Source organism: Kiloniella sp. (assembly GCF_965205715.1).
Taxonomy (GTDB): Bacteria; Pseudomonadota; Alphaproteobacteria; order Kiloniellales; family Kiloniellaceae; genus Kiloniella.
The window spans coordinates 54,678-77,434 of record NZ_CBDBHW010000007.1 but is presented as its reverse complement, the minus strand read 5'-3'; the positions used below and the strand labels follow the sequence as shown (position 1 = coordinate 77,434).

At 45.6% G+C, this 22,757-nt stretch carries 22 protein-coding genes; 10 read left to right on the top strand and 12 right to left on the bottom strand.

The window, feature by feature from the left end:
* Positions 1-76 precede the first annotated feature (76 nt).
* The 5 genes from ACOGW3_RS08420 (at position 77) to ACOGW3_RS08400 (ending at position 5,069) form a co-directional block, all read left to right on the top strand.
* Positions 77-1,321, top strand: coding sequence for an extracellular solute-binding protein (locus ACOGW3_RS08420; protein ID WP_419902557.1), 1,245 nt, complete (start codon positions 77-79; stop codon positions 1,319-1,321).
* A 64-nt stretch (positions 1,322-1,385) separates the two neighbouring features.
* Complete coding sequence (locus ACOGW3_RS08415; RefSeq protein ID WP_419902556.1) at positions 1,386-2,222, top strand: carbohydrate ABC transporter permease; 837 nt, start codon at positions 1,386-1,388, stop codon at positions 2,220-2,222.
* A complete protein-coding gene (locus tag ACOGW3_RS08410; RefSeq protein ID WP_419902555.1) occupies positions 2,219-3,070 on the top strand; it encodes a carbohydrate ABC transporter permease in 852 nt (283 codons plus the stop codon). The genes ACOGW3_RS08415 and ACOGW3_RS08410 overlap by 4 nt, the downstream gene beginning before the upstream one ends.
* Positions 3,067-4,089 carry a carbohydrate kinase family protein gene (locus ACOGW3_RS08405; protein ID WP_419902554.1) on the top strand — a complete coding sequence of 341 codons (1,023 nt, stop codon included), beginning with the start codon at positions 3,067-3,069 and terminating at the stop codon, positions 4,087-4,089. Before ACOGW3_RS08410 ends, ACOGW3_RS08405 begins: the two co-directional genes overlap by 4 nt.
* Positions 4,086-5,069, top strand: coding sequence for an ABC transporter ATP-binding protein (locus tag ACOGW3_RS08400; RefSeq protein WP_419902553.1), 984 nt, complete (start codon positions 4,086-4,088; stop codon positions 5,067-5,069). The genes ACOGW3_RS08405 and ACOGW3_RS08400 overlap by 4 nt, the downstream gene beginning before the upstream one ends.
* Here ACOGW3_RS08400 and ACOGW3_RS08395 read toward each other — a convergent pair.
* On the bottom strand, positions 5,047-6,279 hold the full coding sequence (locus ACOGW3_RS08395; RefSeq protein ID WP_419901077.1) for an ISL3 family transposase: 1,233 nt from the start codon (positions 6,277-6,279) through the stop codon (positions 5,047-5,049). The two genes, ACOGW3_RS08400 and ACOGW3_RS08395, sit on opposite strands and share 23 nt — an antisense overlap.
* Here ACOGW3_RS08395 and ACOGW3_RS08390 point away from each other — a divergent pair.
* Positions 6,266-6,421: a hypothetical protein gene (locus ACOGW3_RS08390; RefSeq protein ID WP_419902552.1), complete on the top strand. Its 156-nt coding sequence runs from the start codon at positions 6,266-6,268 to the stop codon at positions 6,419-6,421. The two genes, ACOGW3_RS08395 and ACOGW3_RS08390, sit on opposite strands and share 14 nt — an antisense overlap.
* Before the next feature lie 135 nt (positions 6,422-6,556).
* On the opposite strand, the gene ACOGW3_RS08385 is transcribed toward ACOGW3_RS08390, so the two are convergent.
* The 7 genes from ACOGW3_RS08385 to ACOGW3_RS08355 form a co-directional block, all read right to left on the bottom strand.
* Positions 6,557-7,153 carry a PAS domain-containing protein gene (locus tag ACOGW3_RS08385; RefSeq protein ID WP_419902551.1) on the bottom strand — a complete coding sequence of 199 codons (597 nt, stop codon included), beginning with the start codon at positions 7,151-7,153 and terminating at the stop codon, positions 6,557-6,559.
* Positions 7,154-7,362: 209 nt separating this feature from the next.
* Positions 7,363-8,343 carry a peptide ABC transporter ATP-binding protein gene (locus tag ACOGW3_RS08380; RefSeq protein ID WP_419902550.1) on the bottom strand — a complete coding sequence of 327 codons (981 nt, stop codon included), beginning with the start codon at positions 8,341-8,343 and terminating at the stop codon, positions 7,363-7,365.
* Positions 8,343-9,341, bottom strand: a complete 999-nt coding sequence (locus tag ACOGW3_RS08375) for an ABC transporter ATP-binding protein (protein ID WP_419902549.1) — start codon at positions 9,339-9,341, stop codon at positions 8,343-8,345. The genes ACOGW3_RS08380 and ACOGW3_RS08375 overlap by 1 nt, the downstream gene beginning before the upstream one ends.
* 3 nt (positions 9,342-9,344) lie before the next feature.
* Positions 9,345-10,265: an ABC transporter permease subunit gene (locus tag ACOGW3_RS08370; RefSeq protein ID WP_419902548.1), complete on the bottom strand. Its 921-nt coding sequence runs from the start codon at positions 10,263-10,265 to the stop codon at positions 9,345-9,347.
* Between the two features lie 2 nt (positions 10,266-10,267).
* Positions 10,268-11,278 (bottom strand): ABC transporter permease subunit, encoded by a 1,011-nt coding sequence (locus ACOGW3_RS08365; RefSeq protein WP_419902547.1) that lies wholly within the window; start codon positions 11,276-11,278, stop codon positions 10,268-10,270.
* An 88-nt stretch (positions 11,279-11,366) separates the two neighbouring features.
* A complete protein-coding gene (locus tag ACOGW3_RS08360) occupies positions 11,367-12,959 on the bottom strand; it encodes an ABC transporter substrate-binding protein (protein ID WP_419902559.1) in 1,593 nt (530 codons plus the stop codon).
* A gap of 188 nt (positions 12,960-13,147) precedes the next feature.
* Complete coding sequence (locus tag ACOGW3_RS08355; RefSeq protein ID WP_419902546.1) at positions 13,148-13,309, bottom strand: hypothetical protein; 162 nt, start codon at positions 13,307-13,309, stop codon at positions 13,148-13,150.
* Here ACOGW3_RS08355 and ACOGW3_RS08350 point away from each other — a divergent pair.
* On the top strand, positions 13,296-14,528 hold the full coding sequence (locus ACOGW3_RS08350; RefSeq protein ID WP_419901077.1) for an ISL3 family transposase: 1,233 nt from the start codon (positions 13,296-13,298) through the stop codon (positions 14,526-14,528). The genes ACOGW3_RS08355 and ACOGW3_RS08350 overlap by 14 nt on opposite strands.
* A gap of 428 nt (positions 14,529-14,956) precedes the next feature.
* Here ACOGW3_RS08350 and ACOGW3_RS08345 read toward each other — a convergent pair whose 3' ends face one another.
* A complete protein-coding gene (locus ACOGW3_RS08345; protein WP_419902545.1) occupies positions 14,957-15,352 on the bottom strand; it encodes a hypothetical protein in 396 nt (131 codons plus the stop codon).
* A gap of 241 nt (positions 15,353-15,593) precedes the next feature.
* Here ACOGW3_RS08345 and ACOGW3_RS08340 point away from each other — a divergent pair, with 241 nt between their 5' ends.
* From ACOGW3_RS08340 to ACOGW3_RS08330, 3 genes are read left to right on the top strand one after another with little or no spacing between them, the layout of a single operon-like run.
* Entirely contained in the window at positions 15,594-16,160 is a 567-nt protein-coding gene (locus ACOGW3_RS08340) for a PadR family transcriptional regulator (RefSeq protein ID WP_419902544.1), read from the top strand.
* On the top strand, positions 16,157-17,278 hold the full coding sequence (locus tag ACOGW3_RS08335) for an efflux RND transporter periplasmic adaptor subunit (RefSeq protein ID WP_419902543.1): 1,122 nt from the start codon (positions 16,157-16,159) through the stop codon (positions 17,276-17,278). The genes ACOGW3_RS08340 and ACOGW3_RS08335 overlap by 4 nt, the downstream gene beginning before the upstream one ends.
* On the top strand, positions 17,275-20,481 hold the full coding sequence (locus tag ACOGW3_RS08330) for an efflux RND transporter permease subunit (RefSeq protein ID WP_419902542.1): 3,207 nt from the start codon (positions 17,275-17,277) through the stop codon (positions 20,479-20,481). Before ACOGW3_RS08335 ends, ACOGW3_RS08330 begins: the two co-directional genes overlap by 4 nt.
* A 59-nt stretch (positions 20,482-20,540) precedes the next feature.
* On the opposite strand, the gene ACOGW3_RS08325 is transcribed toward ACOGW3_RS08330, so the two are convergent.
* Genes ACOGW3_RS08325 through ACOGW3_RS08315 form a run of 3 tightly spaced genes read right to left on the bottom strand, consistent with a single transcriptional unit; the run spans position 20,541 to position 22,735 of the window.
* Positions 20,541-21,134: a CDP-alcohol phosphatidyltransferase family protein gene (locus ACOGW3_RS08325; RefSeq protein WP_419902541.1), complete on the bottom strand. Its 594-nt coding sequence runs from the start codon at positions 21,132-21,134 to the stop codon at positions 20,541-20,543.
* Between the two features lie 55 nt (positions 21,135-21,189).
* Positions 21,190-22,035: a CDP-alcohol phosphatidyltransferase family protein gene (locus tag ACOGW3_RS08320; RefSeq protein WP_419902540.1), complete on the bottom strand. Its 846-nt coding sequence runs from the start codon at positions 22,033-22,035 to the stop codon at positions 21,190-21,192.
* A 1-nt stretch (position 22,036) separates the two neighbouring features.
* Positions 22,037-22,735 carry a phosphatidylserine decarboxylase gene (locus tag ACOGW3_RS08315; RefSeq protein ID WP_419902539.1) on the bottom strand — a complete coding sequence of 233 codons (699 nt, stop codon included), beginning with the start codon at positions 22,733-22,735 and terminating at the stop codon, positions 22,037-22,039.
* Positions 22,736-22,757 lie beyond the last annotated feature (22 nt).

Sequence of the window (22,757 nt, the reverse complement as noted above, 5' to 3'; positions counted from 1 at the left end):
GCCACAGACAAATAAAAACTACAAACTTTAGCGTTAATGTCATCGTGGCCTATAACCTTGTAACGGGGAGGTTAATATGAAGAAAAGTAAAATGCTACTTGCTGCCATGGTTGGAACCTTAATGACGGGCTCACAAGCATATGCAGAAAAAACTCAACTAAGCGCTTTGTTCATGGCTCAGGCTGCCTATAGTGAACAAGACATTGAAAATATGACGACAGCTTTTGAAAAAGCTAATCCGAATGTTGATGTGAAAATGGAATTCGTCGCGTACGAAGCTCTTCACGATAAGATTGTCTTGTCTCATAATGCCTCTGATGGCTACGACGTTGTACTTTTTGATGTCATTTGGCCTGCTGAATTCGCACGTTATGGGCTGTTGACAGATGTTAGCGATAAAATAGACAAGCCTACGAAGGGCAATATCCTCGAAGGTGCCTGGACCACTGTAGAATACGGTGGCAAGTATTACGGGATGCCTTGGATCGTCGATACCAAATATCTCTTCTACAATGAAAAGATGCTCTCGGATGCTGGAATTTCCAAGGCTCCAGCTACATGGTCAGAGCTAGCAAGCCAAGCCAAACTTATAAAAGACAAAGGTATTGTAGAATACCCGTTGGTTTGGAGTTGGTCACAATCCGAAGCTGTTATCTGTGATTACGCGACTCTTCTCTCTGCCATGGGCGGTGAGTTTCTTGACAGTAATGAGAAACCAACCTTCCAACAGGGTGGTGGGCTTCATGCCTTGGAATATATGGTTGATTCCATCAAAATGGGGCTGACCAATCCAAATTCACGCGAATATTCCGAAGAAGACGTCCGCCGGACGTTCTCGAGCGGGCAAGCAGCCTTCGCGGTAAACTGGACCTACATGTATAATCTCGCAAATGATCCGAAAGAATCTTCTATTGCAGGGCATGTCGGTATCGCGCCCGCTCCTGGTGCTGCAAACATCAGTAAAGCTTCTGCAGTCAATGGATCCATGGGATTGGGGGTGACATCCAATAGCAAGAATAAAGACATCGCATGGGATTATATTAAACACCTTACATCTCAGCCTGTCCAAGAGGACTTTGCTAAGTTGAGCCTACCAGTTTGGAAGGGATCCTACGACAATCCTGAAATTGCCAAAGGGCAGGAAGAGTTGCTTAAAGCCGCTAAAGTTGGTTTAGCAGCGATGTATCCTCGGCCAACCAAAGCTTCTTATCAGGAAATGTCTTCTTTGCTACAGGTTGCAATTCAAGAAGCACTATTGGGTACCAAAGCTCCTGCTGAAGCTTTGAATGAAGCAGCTGATGCTGTGGCCGATCTGGACTAAGCATCAAAGTCCAATGATCCGTTTTTCCAAAGCCACAACAGCGTGGCTCCTGCTGACCCCGATGATGACAATCATCATCGGGGTTGTCGGATACCCCTTGATCAAAACGGTCTATTATAGTTTTACTGCAGCACACTTGGCAGCACCAGGAACCACAGATCGTTGGGTCGGCTTTAAAAATTATGTCAAAGCGTTAGGCAATACCCAGTTTATAGATTCAATTGAAAACACGGCTTATTTTGTATCGGTATCAGTTTCCGCTGAAATCATTATCGGCGTATTGGTTGCCCTACTTCTAAATCAAGTTTTCCATGGCCGTACTCTTTTACGGGCGCTTTTGATCCTCCCCTTGGCCTTACCGACAGTCGTCAATGCTATGATGTGGCGGCTCATCTACGGCCCAGATTTTGGGGCTTTGAACGCGCTTTTGACCCAGATCGGCCTTATGAATGAATACCGTAGTTGGCTTGGTGATCCCGACATAGCCCTGTCAATGGTGGCGATAGCCGATGTTTGGAAAAACTTTCCCCTTGTCGCTCTCATTACCCTCGCGGCCTTACAGACAATCTCCAAAGATTTGATAGAGGCTGCCACACTTGATGGCGCCAACGCTTGGCAGCGATTTTGGTCAGTTGTTTTCCCTGCCATTGTAGCCCCTGTAAGCGTGGCACTGGTACTCAGAACCATCGAGGCATTTAAGGTATTTGATATCGTTTATGTCATGACAAGAGGCGGTCCAGCCAACAGCACCAAGACAGTTAGTTTTCATGTCTATCAAGAAGCCTTTGCTTATATGCGTATAGGATCAGGCGCGTCCTACGCTTTGATTGTCGTCCTCATTAGCGCAGTACTAATTGCTATGTATTTGTGGCTGATCAAAAAGCAGGGGAACACGGCATGACAAGGCGCAACAAAATGGAATCCTGCCTGATATATGGATCAGCAAGTCTCCTAGGGCTCGTTTTACTCAGCCCTGTTCTTTGGCTTGGTATTATGAGTGTTAGCACCACGCGTGATCTGACAACCCTCCCTTTACAATGGCTCCCTTCTGAAATTTCATTTGATAACTACGCAAAATTAATCGGTAACGTAGATAACTCCACCGCTGAATCTTTCCTGAGTGCTCTTCGAAACAGTCTTATCGTTACGATAACTGCCACGACACTTTCACTTCTTGCAGCGATCCCTGCTGCTTACAGTCTTTCTCGGCTACCCGGGGCGCGTAGAAAAAGCCTTCTGTTCATCGCTATTGCCACCTTCATGATGCCTCCGGTTGCCCTTGTTTTACCCCTATATTCGACTATGGGAGCACTTGGCTTACTCAACACACACGTTGCCCTCATAGCCGTCTATTGTGGTATTTTGGTTCCCTTCACAACATGGCTCTTGAAAAGCAACTTTGATGCGATCCCAATGGATCTGGATGAAGCACCATTGATTGATGGAGCAAATCGCCTTCAAATCATATGGCATGTAACTCTTCCTATTGCGAAACCGGCCGTCGGTGCCGCAGCGTTGATGGCCATACTTATGGCTTGGGATGAGTTTTTTTACGCCCTTCTCTTCACCAATGATATCCGCGCCAAAACTCTGCCTGTGGCAATCGCTGACTTTGCAGCCGGTCGGGTTGCAGATTATGGATTGATTTCTGCCGCAGGTATTCTTGCAACCTTGCCACCAGTATCCATGGCCTATTTTCTTCAAAAATCGCTCGTTTCCGGGCTTATGAGCGGGAGCGTAAAGGGATGATTGAATCTCCAAATCTTCACAAAAGTATTAGAAACCCAGAAATCGTTACCGTAGGCACCGTAAACGTGGACTTGATTATGGGACCACAGGCCCCCTGGCCTGTACCAGGCACAGAAGTAATCCTACCCAACTCAGATATGCGTGAAGGCGGTGGTGCCGGCATTACAGCTAAAGCTCTAACGGCTTTAGCGGCTCAGCACCGCATGATTGTCAATGTTGGTAATGATCTCTTTGGTGACTGGCTACGAGAACAATACCCTGGCTTGGAAGACGATTGGATTATAGACGCCGTAGACACTGCGCTAACTGTCGGCATCACCCACCCTGATGGAGAACGAACCTTTTTTAGCACTCCGGGTCATGTCGCCCAGTTCCAGCCATTAGAGCTGCAAAACAAACTCGCGGGAATGGACTTAACAAACGTGATTGTTTTGTTTGTAGGTACCTCGCTAATGCCAACGATACGTCCCTCGCTAAAAGAGATCTTTAAATTTGTGCACTCTAAGGGGGGCTTGGTCGCGCTTGATACAGCCTGGCCGACTGAAGGTTGGACCCAAAGCGCTCGCGAGGAAGTCCTTGATTGGCTTCCCCTAGTTGACATTGCTCTGCTCAACGAAGTTGAAACCAACGGATTACTGGAACTGCCCCCCCAACAAAAAGCACCAGATTATCAAAGGGCTCTGCAAATCATGCCAGAAAATGCCCTCTTCGTAACCAAGATGGGTCCAAAAGGCGCTCGCATAGATAAAAGAGGGAGCACGCCTTTGATTATCCCGTCAAACAACATTGAAGTTGTTGATACCATTGGTGCCGGGGATTCCTTTAATGCAGGTTTCTTAATTGCTTTTTCTCGAGGCCATAACATCGAGACTTGCCTTGAGGTCGCCCTTAATACTGCAGCCTTGGCAATCTCGTCAAATCCGCGGCGCTACCCAAGTGGCAGGGAAGTCGGCCTGCTTGATCCAATTAAGGAGCGAGAAACTGACAACACGTTCAACACAAGGAAACGGGCAGTATGACCGGATTATCTCTCAAAAAGGTTTGTAAAAAATTCGGCGATCACAGTGTTATTCTGAACGTCGACCTATCGATAAAACCCGGTGAATTTGTTGTATTTGTAGGACCATCAGGTTGTGGAAAATCAACCCTGTTACGGATGATTGCCGGTTTAGAGGAAATTTCATCCGGGGAGTTTTGGATCGGTAATAAGCGTGCCGACCAGTTGCCAGTATCAGATCGTGATATTGCAATGGTTTTCCAATCATATGCCCTATACCCACATATGACATTAGCCGAAAATATTGGGTTTCCGCTTCGACTTGCTAAAATGCCAAAAGAAGAAGTTCAGCAAAAGGTCATGACAATTGCCGAGGTGTTGCACCTCAATAACATCATTGATCGAAAGCCCTGCCAAATCTCGGGAGGCCAACGCCAACGCGTTGCGATTGGACGCGCCTTGGCCCGTGATCCCAAAGTTATTCTGTTAGATGAGCCTCTCTCCAACCTTGATGCGGCGCTTCGTTTAGAAATGCGGGTTGAGTTGGCCCGCCTTCACAAACAGCTTGCAGCAACAATGATCTATGTTACCCATGACCAAGTCGAAGCCATGACACTGGCCGATCGAATAGTCATTCTTAACAATGGTGAAATAGCCCAGATCGGCACACCGCTAGATCTCTATAGCAAACCTGCCAACACCTTTGTTGCAGAGTTTATTGGCTCCCCAAAAATGAATATTTTCCCTGTAGAAATAGATAATTCCAAAGCTGATAATGCAAGCGTCCGCCTCACGAATGAAGGGAATGACTTTACTTTTGATGCGCCTGTTCAAACGAATGGCCCTTTACAAATGGGTATCCGGCCGGAGCATATGTCACCAACAGATAATGGCGGAATTAGAGGGCTTGTAAATAGAGTTGAGCACCTGGGTTCAGATACATACATTTATTGGCACTTCTCCGCTTTGTTGAGTAGATTTAGGATTTCAAATAGAGCATAGATTGATTATCTGGAATGGATGATTGTCTAATTTTGAGTTTGAAGTATTCGGTATCCTTGATGCCTCTGGCTCGCTTACGGATCATTCCTATACTGACATTACCAGCCTCTATCCTGGCGCTTGTGAGCTTGTGTTTGGCGTAGTTGCAGATGCCCACACAATGTTTCCGTAGGGATTTCGCGAACTTTTTTAGATAGAGCATCTGTGACTGATCTGCTATCAGGCACCAACGTTCCAGTTGCTCCGCCATCGCCTCAAATGAAGCGGCACTCCACAGCAGCTGAAGCTGTTCTTTCAAGACGTAAAGTGCATTCAGGTTGCTATTGCTCTCCAGCAACCTTTGCAGCTTGTCACTTTGTTTTTCACTCAACTTATCCGCATTTTTGAGCAACAGATAATGTGTCCCTTTCATCAACTCTTTACCACTTGGATCGGCCTTTCTGAACTCAAGTCGACGCTGATTATGGATAGCTTTGCTGTAGTTTTTCATGACGTGGAAACGGTCAAATACTATGTCGGCCAACGGCAAGGACTCTCTGACAGCCTTTTGGTAGGCAGGCCCCATATCCATCGCTACGGCCTTTATTTTGCAGGCTGTATCTGGTTGCAGTTGTTTCAAAAACCTTGAAAAAACCTCGGCAGTTCGGCCTGCTTCAACCCAGATCAGATGACCGCCAACCATATCGTAGACCACCGTCATGTAGTCATGACCTTTCGCCCGGGCAACTTCATCTACACCAATATATTCCAAGCCAGTTAGCTCTGCAGGATCAAGCGTAGGGAGAGTTTCAATAAGGTATGCCCTGTCGATATTCTTGACCGTTTCCCATCGTATATCCAAATGTCTGGAAACCGCTTGAATAGACATATGCCGACATAATCCACTGATCAGTCGGCAAAATCGGTGAGTGAAACGGCACCCTTTATCAACAAAATCACACCCCTCAATGCGGCGTTCGCCCTTGTTAATATAAACCTGCGCCAGCTCAATCTCGACCACACAAGGATACCCAAAAAGGGGGATGTCGTTTACTTGTCGGCGGACATGCTGGTTGATGCTTCCCTTCTGGCCTGTAGCAGGGTCTATAGCCCTCCTACGCGCGTCTCGGCTGCAGTGAATGACAATCTTAACACCGCCGTCATCCAGTTTAATTTCATTTACACGTTGCCCTTTGAGGCCTAAAATATGCTGCGAGATGTTGATTGTCATATACCTGCTCTATGTAAAGTTATCAGAAACCATACATATCAACAGGTTACTTGGCGGTCGGCATCTTTTTCTACTCAACAAAGCGGAGAAGAGCCCATTTATTTTCAAACCCAAAGTAAGCCTGAAGCTGTGGCTCGATTAAATGGCATATCCCCCATTCGAGTAGGAGAAAACATTTCATTCACTACAGCAGCCCAGCACTGCCATTTTTTTGATCAACAAGGTGTTAGAATTGAATAATCTCGAGCGACAAAATAGTCCGTAAAGAAGGACCTGCTTAGATATATGCGGCCTCAGTTACATCCTTGTAAATCGGTACCAGAGCAACAATGATTCTTTCAACGTTATCATCACGTGATAAGGGCAGAATTAATCTGTCCCATGTTGTCATTTTTAAAGAATGATGCGGTTCATGGCGGGTATAGAGTGGCTCTTTTCGCAGCAGGACAGCCCGATAGGTAATGGCGAAAAAGCTCCGAAGCGGTGTCCAAATATCGGATAATAACATTCCTGTTAAATCCTTTCCCGGTTCTTGGATTATCGCAGATCCATAGAGCCGATACTTGAATTCTTCTCCACCATCGAGAATATCCAAGACCGCTATCCTTCCGAGTACGGGCCTAAGTTTAAAAGGATCGACGTCTTCAGGAGAGGCAGCCAACCGATCGCCACGATTTTCATTCCACCACTTAAAAAGAAATTTAAGTTCAGGTTGCGGTAATTCTTCCTCAGGAAGGTTCCATAGAATTGTAGGTTTTGGGCTCCCTAACTGCCTCATCAATAGAGAAAGTGGCACGTAGTCTTCATTCACTAACTCTTCGGCCCGGGCCCATAACACCTCTGTCGGGTAGCTGATGTCTTCCAGCTCTGCCAACTCTTTACCCCCGTAAAAAATTCACTTAAATAGCTTAACACAACAGCTATTAAATTTGAACTGCGGAAACAAAGACACTTTTTTCCACTATAAATAGAGTAGATTAATAAGGCGTCTTCTTGAAATACGGTTTCTAAAATCATTTGAAATCAGACAAAAATAAACCCGGTTACCCGGGCTTATTTAATCATCAAAACCTGCTAAAATCCTTAGCTACGCCCTTCTTCTACAGCGTGACAGGATACCAATGCAGTACTTGTCGGTGAAAGAACTGGTCTTTCTGCCTTACACCGATCATTGGCCAAGGGGCACCGCGGGTGAAAAGAACAACCAGAAGGCGGGTTCAATGGAGAAGGTAATTCGCCTACCAACTTTATCCGCTCCTTCTTTTTATTAGGATCTGCAACAGGCGTCGCTGACAACAATGCCTTGGTATAGGGATGTTGTGGGTTACTGAAGATTTCATCTCGGGTCCCGTGTTCCACAGGCTGACCAAGATACATAACCAAGACTTCATCTGCGATATGTTTCACCACAGATAAATCGTGGGAAATAAAGAGATAAGCCAAATCCATCTCTTCTTGAAGATCCGTCAGAAGGTTTAAAACCTGTGCCTGAATAGACACGTCCAACGCGGAGACAGGCTCATCCAGAATAACGATCTTTGGACGCAACATAAGAGCTCGGGCGACAGCAATACGCTGACGTTGACCACCAGAGAACATGTGTGGATAACGATCGGCCTGTTCAGGCCGAAGCCCAACACGCGACATCATAGAAAGAACTTCTTCACGACGTTCAGAAGCAGTCATCTTGGTATTGATCTTCAACGGCTCTTCAAGGATTGAACTAATTTTATGCCGCGGGTTCAATGACCCATAAGGATCTTGAAAGACGATCTGTACCATTTGGCGAAGGCTTATTTTATCCTCTTTACTTTGAGCGGATGCGACGTCCATCCCTCCGAGAACCAATTCACCATCTGTAGGGCTTTCAATCAAAGTCACCAGACGCGCAAGCGTAGATTTTCCACACCCGGATTCACCAACAACAGCAAGAGTTTTTCCGGCTTCTAACTGAAGAGTAACACCATCAAGGGCTTTAACCGTGCCCCCCTTGGAGAAAAGGCCACCACTAACCTCGTAATATTGTTTAAGGTTATTCGCCTTTAGCACTGTATCTAAAGCCATTATGTATTCCCCTCAGAAACAGAGACCCCAGGATGGTCATTCGTAGGCTTTCCATCTACGAGTGGATAGTGGCACAACACCTTGGCATGAAGATTGGGCGCTTCACTCCGGCACTTATCCGTCGCAAACTGACACCGGGGATTAAAGAGACAACCTGTCGGACGATCCAGCAACCCAGGGACGACCCCTGGTATAGACGGAAGACGCTTACCCGTTGCACGTTCAGGTAAAGCTTGAAGAAGAGCGTGTGTATAAGGATGTTGAGGGTGATTAAACAGCCCTTTCACTTCCTGACGCTCCACTTGTTGTCCGGCATATTGCACGTTCACAATTTCAGCGGTTTCGGCAACCACACCCATATCATGCGTAATGAGAACCATTGCCATTCCCTGTTTCTTCTGAAGCTGCCCCAGAAGTTCAAGGATCTGTGCTTGAATGGTCACATCCAAAGCCGTTGTAGGTTCATCCGCAATCAGAACACGTGGATTACAAGCAATCATCATAGCAATCATGACACGCTGGTTCATACCACCAGACATTTGATGGGGATAAGCCCGCAACCTTGTTTCAGGTGCAGGAATACCGACCATGCCCAAGAGCTCAATTGCTCTTTGTTGCAGCTCTTTTTTCGTACCACCAAGGTGTTCACGGATCACTTCCATGATTTGATACCCTACGGTAAAGCACGGGTTCAAACTGGTCATTGGCTCCTGAAAGATCATTGAGATATCTTTACCAATAATCTTCCGCCGTTCTTTTTGAGAAATCGTCAACAAATCTATGCCATCAAAGTGCATCCGATCCGCAGTAATGTTTGCTGTCCAAGGCAGAAGCCCCATCAAAGCAAGCATTGAAACTGATTTACCAGAACCGGATTCACCAACGATTGCAACCATTTCACCTTGATCGATCTCAAGATCAACCCCATCCACAGCACGGAATAGTCCATGTGCTGTCTGGAACTCAACAGAGAGGTTTTTAATTTCCAATAAACTCATGGATCAGGACCTCTTCATTTTTGGATCAAGAGCATCGCGTAAGCCATCGCCCATCAAATTAATTGCAAGCACTGTCAATAGAATTGCAATACCGGGGAAGGTAACAACCCACCAGGCACTCAGAATGAACTCACGTGCATCAGCCAGCATTGTTCCCCATTCGGATGCAGGAGGCTGAGCACCCATTCCCAAGAAACCAAGTGCAGCCGTATCCAAGATAGCGGTTGAGAAGCTAAGTGATGCCTGAACAATCAAGGGAGCCATACAGTTTGGCAGGATTGTTACGAGCATCAACCGCATGGTTCCAGCGCCCGCAACCTTACTGGAAGTCACGTAATCTCGCGCAGCTTCGGCGACAGTAGAGGCACGTGCCAAACGTACATAATGCGGAAGGTAAGTTATTGAGATCGCGATCATTGCATTTTCCAGACTAGGGCCAAGCATCGCGACGAGAACCAATGCCATGAGCAAGCTAGGAATGGAAAGAATAACATCCATAACTCGCATCACGATGACTTCGTAAATCCCACGGAAAAAACCTGCAGAGAGTCCAAGTAGAACCCCAAATGTCAAGCTGATCACAATAACGATCAAGCCCGCTAGAAGTGAAAAACGGGAGCCATGCATCAAGCGCGAGAGAAGATCACGACCAACAGCATCTGTCCCCAGTATGAACTGTATGTTTCCTCCGTCCTGCCAGAATGGCGGGATCAAAATGTAATCTCGATTTTGAACGATGGGTGAATGCGGGGCAATCACATCGGCCAAAAACGCAATTAAAACAATAAATAGGAAGAAAAACAGACCGACAACGGCGCCCTTGTTTTCTGAAAAATAAAACCAGAACTCTTTCATCTGCTGACGCAGAGGACTGATCTGCACCGGGGCCGTGTTCTGATCGGCCGTATTTTGAACTTGGCTCATCATTACCTCCGATGCAGAATTCTTGGGTTGATCAAACCATACATAAAGTCAATCAACAGATTTACGAGCATGACAATTGACGCAATCATAACAATACCGCCTTGAACCGCGAAATAATCACGTCGCGAAATAGAATCAATCATCCACTTGCCGATACCCGGCCAGGAAAAAATCGTTTCAGTCAAAATCGCACCAGCCAGAAGAACACCTACTTGAAGACCGATGACCGTAATCACTGTAATCATGGCATTTCTCAAGGCATGAAGACCGATAACACGAAATGGCGACAATCCTTTGGCGCGCGCAGTCCGGACATAATCTTCACCCAATACTTCCAACATCGCAGAGCGCGTCTGTCGAGCGATGACAGCCATGGGAATTGTTCCGAGCACAATCGTCGGCAATATCAGATGAGAAACAGCCGACTTGAAAGCGCCCTCTTCATCGCTCATGAGGGTATCAATCAACATAAACCCGGTATCCTGATCGATCCAGAAGAGCGCGGATAGACGGCCAGAAACTGGTGTCCAACCCAACGTAGTTGAGAATAAAATAATGAGAAGCAGACCCCACCAGAAAATAGGCATGGAATACCCAGTTAGGGAAATGCCCATCAGGGAGTGGTCAAAAGCCGATCCGCGTTTAACTGCAGCTATGATACCTGCAGGCAAACCGATCAAAGCTGCAAAAATGATCGCACACCCAGCAAGCTCGACCGTCGCGGGGAACCGCGTCAGGAACTCTTCTAAAACGGGTTGTCGAGTTGTAAAGGAAACACCCAAATCTCCATGGAGAATTCCCCAAAGAAAAGAGAAGTACTGCTCCCAGATTGGACGGTCAAAACCAAGGTCTGCCATAAGTTCAGCATGACGTTCTGGAGATACACCACGTTCTCCAGCCAAGAGCTCAATAGGGTCACCCGGTAACATCCTGATGAAACTGAAAGCAATCAGAGTAACACCAAGAAAAGTCGGAATTAAAACTCCCAACTTTGATAAAATAAAACGAAACATCGCGATCCTGACTTCGCTTATAAGAAAATCGGGGAAGGTTTAACAACCTCCCCCGTTTCATATTTAGTTATAAGATTTTAATATCTTATTATTTGAGGTCAACACCGTAGAAAACGTGACCACCAAGTGGATCAATACGGAAATCAACAACTTTGTTGCTCATAGCTTTATGAACAACAGAGTGTGCAACAGTAACCCAAGGAGCTTCTTCCTTGAATACGGACTGAGCTTGCTCATAAAGTGCAGTACGTTTTTCAGGATCAGAAACCCTTACAGCTTCGTTGAAGATGTCATCGAACTCTTTGTGACACCAGCGTGCGCGGTTACCACCGGATTTCGCTGAAGCACAGTTAAGAAGAGACAAGAAGTTATCGGGATCTGGATAATCCGCAGTCCAACCTAGAAGAACTGTATCGTGATCACCTTTCTGCGAACGGGAAAGATACTCACCCCATTCCATAGAAACGATCTCAGCGTTAACACCAACGTTTGCCCAATCAGACTGAATAAGTTCAGCCATACGACGTGCATTCGGGTTATATGGACGCTTAACAGGCATTGCCCAGATATCTGTGCTCAAGTTAGAAACACCAGCTTCAGCCAGAAGAGCTTTCGCTTTTGCAGGATCGTAAGGATAATCCTGAATAGCTTCGTTGTAGCCCCATAGAGTTGGTGGAAGTGGGTTTTTCGCCGCTTTACCTGCTCCCTGGAATACAGCTTTGATGATTGCTTCTTTGTTCATGGCATAGTTAAGAGCCTGACGAACACGTTTATCATCAAATGGTTTTTTCTCTGTATTGAACGCAAGGTAACCAACGTTCAAACCTTCCTGACTATCCACAGTCAGATCTTTGTTAGCTTCGATAGCAGCTAGATCAGCCTGGTTTGGATAAGGAATAAGATGGCACTCGCCAGCAGCAAGCTTCTGATATGCAACCTGTGCATCAGGAGTAATCGCGAAAACAAGCTTATCTAGTGGAGCTCTACCTGACCAATAATCATCATTAGCCTGATAGCGAATGAAAGCATCTTTTTGATAAGAAACAAACTGGAATGGACCTGTACCGATTGGTTCTTGGTCAAATTTCTCAGGTGTACCAGCATCCATCATTTGCTGTGCATATTCAGCAGAAGCAATAGAAGCAAAGTCGATAGCTATTTTAGAGATGAAAGCAGCATCTGGCTTCTGTAGAGTGAACTTAACAGTCTTGTCGTCAAGCTTTTCAATTGTCTGCAGAATAGATGGGAAACTTACATACCCAGTGAAATACTCATAAGTACCACCTGAAACCTTGTGATACGGGTGATCCGCTTTCCACTGGCGATTAAAGCTGAAAAGAACATCATCAGCGTTTAGTTCACGTGAAGGTGTAAAGTATTTTGTGTTATGAAACTTTACGCCACCACGAAGATGGAAAGTGTAGGAAAGACCATCTTCTGAAACTTCCCAGGATTCAGCCAACCCTGGTGTCATGATGGTTGAGCCTCTTTCGAACTCTACAAGACGATTGTAGATGTTACGTGAGCTGGCATCAAATGAAGTACCTGATGTGTACAGAGCAGGTGTAAATCCTTCTGGGCTACCCTCTGAGCAATAAACAAAAGTTTTTGCTTCTGCAGATACAGTACCCATTGCAAGCATACTTGCGAAAGCCGCAGTAGCTAGAAGTCCTCTTTTTATCACGATATCCTCCCAAATGTCGTAGACAAGCGCGGTATGCGCCTTATTTTTATTTTTAGTATCTCGTTACCTAATCTAATAAGGATGGTTTCAAGCTATCCATCTCAAGTTGCATAGTCAATTTTCTCTTACGGACTTTAGTGAAATTGTATACAAAGCTTGTAGTAAAATATCGGCAACTTTTTGCCTCAACATATCTTAATTTTATCTATTGTATTCTTATAGTTAGAACAAACTAAGCGGCTCTTCTCCGCTTTGTTGAGTAGAAAAAGATGCCGACCGCCAAGTAACCTGTTGATATGTATGGTTTCTGATAACTTTACATAGAGCAGGTATATGACAATCAACATCTCGCAGCATATTTTAGGCCTCAAAGGGCAACGTGTAAATGAAATTAAACTGGATGACGGCGGTGTTAAGATTGTCATTCACTGCAGCCGAGACGCGCGTAGGAGGGCTATAGACCCTGCTACAGGCCAGAAGGGAAGCATCAACCAGCATGTCCGCCGACAAGTAAACGACATCCCCCTTTTTGGGTATCCTTGTGTGGTCGAGATTGAGCTGGCGCAGGTTTATATTAACAAGGGCGAACGCCGCATTGAGGGGTGTGATTTTGTTGATAAAGGGTGCCGTTTCACTCACCGATTTTGCCGACTGATCAGTGGATTATGTCGGCATATGTCTATTCAAGCGGTTTCCAGACATTTGGATATACGATGGGAAACGGTCAAGAATATCGACAGGGCATACCTTATTGAAACTCTCCCTACGCTTGATCCTGCAGAGCTAACTGGCTTGGAATATATTGGTGTAGATGAAGTTGCCCGGGCGAAAGGTCATGACTACATGACGGTGGTCTACGATATGGTTGGCGGTCATCTGATCTGGGTTGAAGCAGGCCGAACTGCCGAGGTTTTTTCAAGGTTTTTGAAACAACTGCAACCAGATACAGCCTGCAAAATAAAGGCCGTAGCGATGGATATGGGGCCTGCCTACCAAAAGGCTGTCAGAGAGTCCTTGCCGTTGGCCGACATAGTATTTGACCGTTTCCACGTCATGAAAAACTACAGCAAAGCTATCCATAATCAGCGTCGACTTGAGTTCAGAAAGGCCGATCCAAGTGGTAAAGAGTTGATGAAAGGGACACATTATCTGTTGCTCAAAAATGCGGATAAGTTGAGTGAAAAACAAAGTGACAAGCTGCAAAGGTTGCTGGAGAGCAATAGCAACCTGAATGCACTTTACGTCTTGAAAGAACAGCTTCAGCTGCTGTGGAGTGCCGCTTCATTTGAGGCGATGGCGGAGCAACTGGAACGTTGGTGCCTGATAGCAGATCAGTCACAGATGCTCTATCTAAAAAAGTTCGCGAAATCCCTACGGAAACATTGTGTGGGCATCTGCAACTACGCCAAACACAAGCTCACAAGCGCCAGGATAGAGGCTGGTAATGTCAGTATAGGAATGATCCGTAAGCGAGCCAGAGGCATCAAGGATACCGAATACTTCAAACTCAAAATTAGACAATCATCCATTCCAGATAATCAATCTATGCTCTATTTGAAATCCTAAATCTACTCAACAAAGCGGAGAAGTGCCAACTAAGCAATAAAATTTCTCAGCAACAAGGAGACACTATAAAACATCAAACGACCTAAAAAAGCAATAAAATTACACTTCATATTTAAACTTTCAATAGCATTGACCCCACCCAGCACCACCCAAAACAACCAAAGAGCGAGAGAATTGTGTGATTCGAACCTTGAAAAGCTCGGTTTTTTCTATTTCTTGAAAACCATACGAAGAGTTTGTTCTAGGCATAAAAAAAGCGCCCCGTATTGAAGCGCTTTCAAATCAAAAAAATTTAATAACTTTAACCAAACGTTCGGCAACGTTCGGTACCTTATATAATATATAAGACAATAATTACTAAAAACTAAATAAAATTCAATGCAGTTAGCAATAAAAAAAAACAGCCCGAGTTAAGGCAATGTAATCATTCAATCTTCATGGTTAACAACGCTATCCAATAAAATTTCATCTAATTCGGAAAAGGTACGAATAACTGCTGCATTTGCTTTATAGGCAGTAACCGCTAATTTTTGATCGACGAGTTCTTGCTCAATACTCACGCCAGTTGAAGAAAAAATCTCTGCAAAACTAGCAGCTTGTCCTACCTGAGATAACGGCGCGGAAGACGGTAACGAGCTAACAGAACCAACAACACCAGGGTCCTTGCTGAGCGCATCAACCCGACTTGGAGTAAAGGGCACGTTTGCCGTTGTATTGTTCGAATCGCTAGAATTTACAGAGCCAGCATTAACAATATTGTTTGCTGAAACCGAAACTCGTAGTGACTGTAACTTTAGTCCTGAGACAGGTATCGAATAATCCATATTTCATCCCTTTCCCTTACCCTACCTTACTTACAAGCCCATTTCAATTTTAGGCATTTTAGATAAATGTTTATCTAATTCCGTTCAAAGGTCTAAAAATTTCGCCCGTAACAAAAAAATAACATATATCGGATTGATATATGTTGAACTGATCTATATCTAACCTACATAAGTGCAGATAGATCTCCTGCACAATTAGACACGAAGCCAGTACAGGTAATTCGGAACAGGTAAATCGAGCATGGATGTAAGAACGTTATGCCTTGGGGTTTTATACCAGGGAGAAGCAAGCGGGTATGAAATCAAGAAGGCCTTTGAAGAAGGCCCCTTTAGTCATTTCCAAGATGCGAGTTTTGGTTCGATTTATCCGGCACTCGGCAGATTGTCGACAGAAGGGCTGGTTGCCTGCACCCAAATGGCACAGGAAAAACGCCCGGATAAAAAGGTTTATAAATTAACTGACAAGGGCAACGATGCCTTGATTACCAGCATTCTTGCCCCTCCTGCTCCAGACAAATACGCTTCCGATTTTTTCTTTATTCTCTATTTCGCAGAACTTCTTCCTACCCCTCAAGTCGCAATGCTTCTTGATCAAAGGATTTCTCTCTACAAAAATATTATTGAACGTATGAGCGAATGCGACCTCTCTTCCAAACCAGCAGGCCGACAACTTTGTCATGGTCTTGGAATGACAGTTTATAAATCCTCGCTCGAGTATCTAGAAAAGCACAGAGACAGCTTTATCTCCAAACTTTCCTCCTCTTCACAAGACATAACCTCAACGAATTCAAACAGGCACGCATCATGAAAGTCTCCTATCTCCTCGCATTCGTTTTAGCCGTAGGCACAACTGGCTGGGTTATGTCAGGACAACTTGCTGGTGGTTCCGAAACAGGAAAAACGGCCCAACCGGAAGTCAAAAAGCCGCCTGTAAACCTAACTCAGGAAACTCGCGTGCCTTCGGTACGGGTTCAAAGTCTTTCGGCTGAATCATATACTCGTCACCTCACCGTTCGGGGTAGAACCGAGGCACTTCGGACCGTTGAGATCAGAAGCGAAGCCAGTGGTAAAATTATTGAACTCGCCGTGGACAAAGGGCAAACGGTAGAAGCTGGCAAACTAATCGCTAAACTTGATGTGAACGAGCGCTCAGCAAAGGTAAAAGAGTATACCGCCCTAAAAGAACAACGCGCTATTGAGTATGATGCGTCTAAGAGATTATCGAAAAAAGGCTTTAAAGCGGAAACCAAACTTGCCGCAAGTAAGGCAGCACTAGAATCTGCACAAGCTGAGTTAAGAAGAGCACGCGTCGCCCTTTCTAACACTCTGATACCAGCCCCTTTTACAGGCATCCTTCATAAACGCACCGTTGAGATCGGTGAATATGTCGATGTTGGAGACAAGATTGGTACTATCGTCGACCTTTCCACCATACTGGTCGTATCAGAAGTAAGCGAACGTCTGGTGCCTTTTATTTCTGTAGGGCACCCAGCCAGTGTTAGACTGATTACCGGCGAAATAGTGGAAGGCAGGGTTCGTTACATTTCCTCTATGGCTGATGCGACCACCAGAACTTTCCGAATTGAAGTTGCCGTACCCAACGAAGATAAAAAAATTGCCGATGGTATTACCGCCGAAACAATCCTGACGTTAAATCAATTGCAAGCGCATAAGGTTTCACCTGGAATTTTAACAATCGCTGATACCGGCGCTGTTGGGGTAAAAACGATCAATATTAAGAATGAAGTTGTTTTTAAAGAAGCATCTATATTGGAAAACACAACAGATGGGCTTTGGCTCGGCGGCCTACCAAAGGATGTTACTTTTATCGTGGTTGGACAGGAGCTCGTCATTGACGGGCAAAAAGTAAAACCGATCGACGCGAATACTCTGGAAGAATTTAAATCCGGAGCACCCCAATCATGAACGGCATTATTTCAGCTGCACTTGGCCGCTCAAGAACAGTACTGCTGGGTCTCATTCTTATCCTGATAGCTGGGGGTGTTTCCTACGTAACGATTCCCAAAGAAGACAGCCCTGATATCACCATTCCTATTATTTATGTCAGCATGCATCACGAGGGGATTTCTCCTGCAGATGCTGAACGGCTGCTGTTAAAGCCAATGGAAAAAGAGCTCCGCAGTATTGAAGGCGTCAAAGAGATGCGTTCCACCTCCTTCTTGGGTGGCGGAAACGTGGTGATGGAATTTGATGCCGGATCTGATATTGATCTTGCTCTAACCGATGTTCGCGAGAAAGTAGATATTGCCAAAGCAGAACTCCCTGAAGACGCAGATGAGCCAACAGTACACGAAGTCAACTTAAGCCTTTTCCCCATCATCGTGGTTAACCTGTCAGGAGACATTCCCGAACGCGCGCTTCTTTCTATTGCCAATAAGCTTCAAGATAATCTGGAATCAATTCCGACCGTCCTCGAAGCCAAACTCGTCGGTGATCGAGACGAGTTGGTAGAGGTTGTTATCGATCCGCTTATCCTTGAAAGTTACAATCTGGATGCCAACGACATTATAACAGCCGTTGGTAAATCAAATCTGGTTGTTGCAGCGGGCTCCCTTGATACCGGGCAAGGTCGGTTTGCTATTCAAGTTCCGGGATTATTTGAAGACACTAACGACATTCTGGATATGCCGCTCAAGGTTAACGGAGATGCTGTTGTACGCGTCAGGGATATTGGTGTTCTCAGAAAAACCTTCAAAGACACTTCTGAATACGCCCGCGTAAACAACAAGCCCGCTTTAACACTCGAAATATCAAAACGTACCGGCACAAACATCATCGAAACCATTGAGCGAGTTCGTGCCGTTATCGCCGAAGAGCAGGTACTTTGGCCCGAAGCCGTAGAGGTATCTTTTAGCCAGGACCAATCCACAGGCATTCGTACGATGCTGCAGGATCTACAGAACAATGTCCTCTCTGCAATTATATTGGTCATGATTGTCGTAGTAGCTGCGCTTGGCTTTAGATCATCAATACTTGTTGGCCTCGCAATACCGGGATCATTCCTCGCCTCTATCATGATGCTTCATGCTGCAGGCCTTACAGTTAACGTTGTTGTCCTCTTTAGCTTGATCCTCTCTGTCGGCATGCTTGTTGATGGCGCGATTGTTGTCACAGAATATGCTGATCGTAAAATGAGTGAAGGGGTCCATCGTAAAGAAGCCTATAAACAGGCAAGCTTACGTATGGCTTGGCCCATCATAGCCTCAACAGCGACCACACTCGCCGCTTTTGCTCCCCTGATTTTCTGGCCCGGGATTATGGGTGAATTCATGAAATTCATGCCCATCACTTTGATTGCCACCCTAAGCGCTTCTCTTGTTATGGCTCTTGTCGTGGTACCAACCATCGGCGCTATTATTGGCAAAGCAGGTGGAGCGGCCGATAAAAAGTCGATGGAAAATCTCGCAGCGTCTGAGAGTGGTGATCTTGCTAGTGTTACAGGTTTTACCGGCCTCTATATCAAGTTAATGCGCGGCGTCTTAAAGTTTCCAGGAACCGTCGTATCCCTGACGTTTGCCTCACTCATCTTAGTCATTTATCTCTATGGCACCTTTGGAAAGGGCGTGGAATTCTTCCCCAACATTGAGCCAGACAATGCAGTACTCCAAGTCCGCGCTCAGGGAAACATGTCCATCGATGAACGAGATTATCTTGTTCGTCAGGTAGAACAAATTGTGATGGACCTGCAGAATGAAAAGCAGGAACTCCACAGTATCTATGCCAGTACAAACGCCGAAAGCAGTACAAGCAGTAACCAGCCTGAAGATGTTATTGGCAATATTCAGATGGAGTTTACAGACTGGTTTAATCGCAGGCCTGCAGATGAAATTCTTGCAGAGATCCGCACCCGAACATCTGTTCTGGGCGGCATATCCGTTGAACCTCGTAAAGAAGAAAAAGGCCCTTCTTCAGGAAAGCCAATCGAGATTGAAATCGCCTCTGAAGATCCTGCACTGGTTTATCCGGTAGCAAAGATTGTTGCGACACATCTACGAACAGCGAATGGATTTGTCGACATTGAAGACGGACTTCCGGTTCCCGGTATCGAGTGGCGTATCGATGTTGATCGCGCCCAAGCTGCAAAGTTTGGTGCAGACATTGCCCTAATTGGTAGTTACATTCGCATGGTCACCAACGGGATGAAACTGGGTAGCTATCGCCCAGACGAGAGCGATGAAGAGATCGATCTGGTCGTGCGTTTGCCCAAAAACAACCGTACCATCGAACATTTGGATCAAATTAAAATTCAAACTGAAGTTGGCCTTATTCCCATATCAAACTTCATTACCCGAACAGCAAAACCTAAAGTTGGTTTGATCAATCGTGTCGACGGCAAACGTGTTGCTGTTGTTAAGTCTGATGTCGCAGAGGGAATACTTGCCAATGACAAAGTTATAGAGCTTGAAGCTTGGCTATCCGCTCAGGAACTCGATCCACGTGTGACGATCCAGTTTAAAGGCGAAAACCAGGATCAGGAAGAATCTCAACAGTTTCTCGTAAAAGCCTTTGGTGTCGCTCTCTTCATGATCGCCATCATTCTGGTCACCCAGTTCAACAGCTTTTACAGCGCTTTCCTAATCCTGTCTGCTGTCATCATGTCGACTATCGGGGTATTGATCGGACTTTTGATAACCGACCAACCCTTTGGCATCGTCATGTCCGGAATTGGGGTCATTGCCTTGGCTGGTATTGTCGTCAACAACAATATCGTTCTGATCGACACCTTCGACTATGTCTCTACCAAATTCAACGATCAGAAAGAGGCGATCATTCGTACAGGAGCTCAACGTTTGCGCCCTGTATTGTTAACAACGGTTACAACCATTCTCGGTTTGATGCCAATGGTGCTTTCCACCAATATCGACCTTATCAACCGAACTGTGCAAGTCGGAGGGCCTTCGACGCAATGGTGGACACAGTTGGCCACAGCCATTGCATTTGGACTGTGCTTTGCGACTATTCTGACTCTAGTAATCACACCCTGTTCATTGATGGTAAGGGTGAATTTTAGGCGGCTTATTTCCTGGGTTAAACAAAAATGGCACAAAGGCCCAACGGATCAGGATCATCCTTCTTCTGATGAAGAGACGCCTTTACCAGCAGAGTAATAGAGTTAAATCTGAAGAAATATAATAAAAAAGAGCCGAGATGTTTCTCGGCTCTTTTTTTAATCTTTGAAAATCGAATAGGCTGCGTGAATTCGAAATGTTGTCGTAAGCCAACAGAGAGATCCAAAGATCCATGCCATCAGGGAAAAGTGATTAGGCCAAATACACAGAGCCAGAAACAGGAGAATTGTTTCTGTTCCCTCTGTAAGTCCGCCTAGATAGTAGATGCTTTTTGTACCGCGAATGTCTGTAGATATATTTCTCTTTTCAGCCACGATCGCAAAGGCCAGAAATGATGCCCCGGTCCCAACAAAAGAGAAGATCAGAAAAGCAGCAGCCAGGGCATTTTCCTGCGGATTAGCGAGAGCAAAACCAAAAACTACAGCGGAATAGAACAGAAAATCGAGCGTGATGTCCAAATAACCACCGAGATCGGTTATCTGTTTAGATCGTGCTACTGCACCATCCAAACCATCACAAACCCGATTGAGGATAATACATCCAAGGGCCAACAAATAGACCTGTGATGCGAGCGCTGGTACAGCAAGTATACCAACACCAAAACCAACCCAGGTAATCTGATTGGCAGTCACGCCTTTGTTAGAAATAGATCCCCCCAATTTATTAAGGGGAGGATCGATTAGTCGTCGCATCAAGGAATCAAACATAAAGTCTTTCAAACATAAAAACGCTTGAGCCTTGTTCGATCTATTCTGAAGGCTCTTTTTTGTTGTCTGGCTTCTCTTCAACCTGGTCAGCTTCAGACGATTTTTCTTCGGGATGTTTTGCTTCTTGAGCCATCATTTTGTTGCGCGTATTACGATAGGAAAATTGAGCAAGAATAATTGAAACCAGATAACCAATTCCAGCAACACTTAAGGATACCCAAGGCGTGCTATAAAGCATCATGATGCAAACGGCAAACCCAAGAAGGACGAGGCCAACGTAGCGCCGTGGAATGCGAATACGTTTTGAAGAGTAAGTTGGGATTGTACTGACAAAAAGCGCCCCAACGGCAACCAGCATTACGCCATTTAGAATAGAGCTCCGGAAAAAATCATCGCCTAATTCAAATGACAAAACCATCGGCAGCAAGATCAAACCAGCGCCACAGGGAGCAGGAATACCAGTGAAAAACTTTGAAGCCCAGGGTGGAGGATTCTCATCGAGAAGACTCGTGTTGAAGCGTGCCAGACGCATACCACAACAAATCGCAAAAAAGAGCGAAACGGCCCAGGCAAGTCCTCCGGTACCATCCATGGCCCAGAGATAAATTACCAATGCAGGTACCACCCCGAAATTGACGAAATCAGCCAGTGAATCCAACTGCGCTCCGAATTCACTCGTTCCCTTCATTAGGCGGGCAACAGGACCATCAAGGCCATCAAGCACCATCGCAACTACAATGCCAACAACAGCCAACTGCCAGTTATCTTCAAGCGCTGCGCGGATAGCAGATAAGCCTGAACACAAAGCCATTAAGGTAATGGCATTTGGTATCAACCGGTTTACGGAAAATCCATGAAGGCGACGACGGCGCTTGAGACCTGCCATATTAACGTACCTCTGTTTCGCGCATACTTTCATCAGAAAGCAGATCAGCAATAACAGTTTCGCCACCAATCATCTGCTGACCGACGGCAACGAGGGGAGCAACTCCATTTGGAAGGTACACATCTGTACGACTACCAAAACGAATCAAACCAAAACGTTCGCCCGCCTTTACTTCCTGGTCCATCGTAAGATTGCAAATAATCCGCCGTGCAATCAGGCCTGCAATCTGGACAAAAGCAATCTCTTTACCGTCTTCTGTTTCCATCTTGATCGACATGCGCTCATTAAGTTCAGACGCTTTGTCCATAGCTGCATTAAGAAACGCGCCATGATGATAAGCCAACTCAGTAATTTTACCGGCTGTAGGCACCCTGTTTACATGAACATCAAAAACACTGAGGAAAACAGAAACCCGCATCAACGGTTCTGTACCCATATTCAGCTCAGAAGGGGGCACTGCTGTTTCAACAGCACTCACATGACCATCAGCAGGGCTGACAACAAGGCCTTCACGAACTGGGGTTTGGCGCTCAGGATCACGGAAGAAATATGTGCAGAACGCTGCAATTATTAGTCCCAGGATAGCAAGAGGCTTCCAGATCAAAGCAAATGCAACACTAAGTGCAAGTGCGCCGCCAACAAAAGGCCAACCTGCTTTATTAATAGGCACCAAAATGTGCTTCAGCACAGCCGTCTCCATTCAAATTTGATAAATAACAACG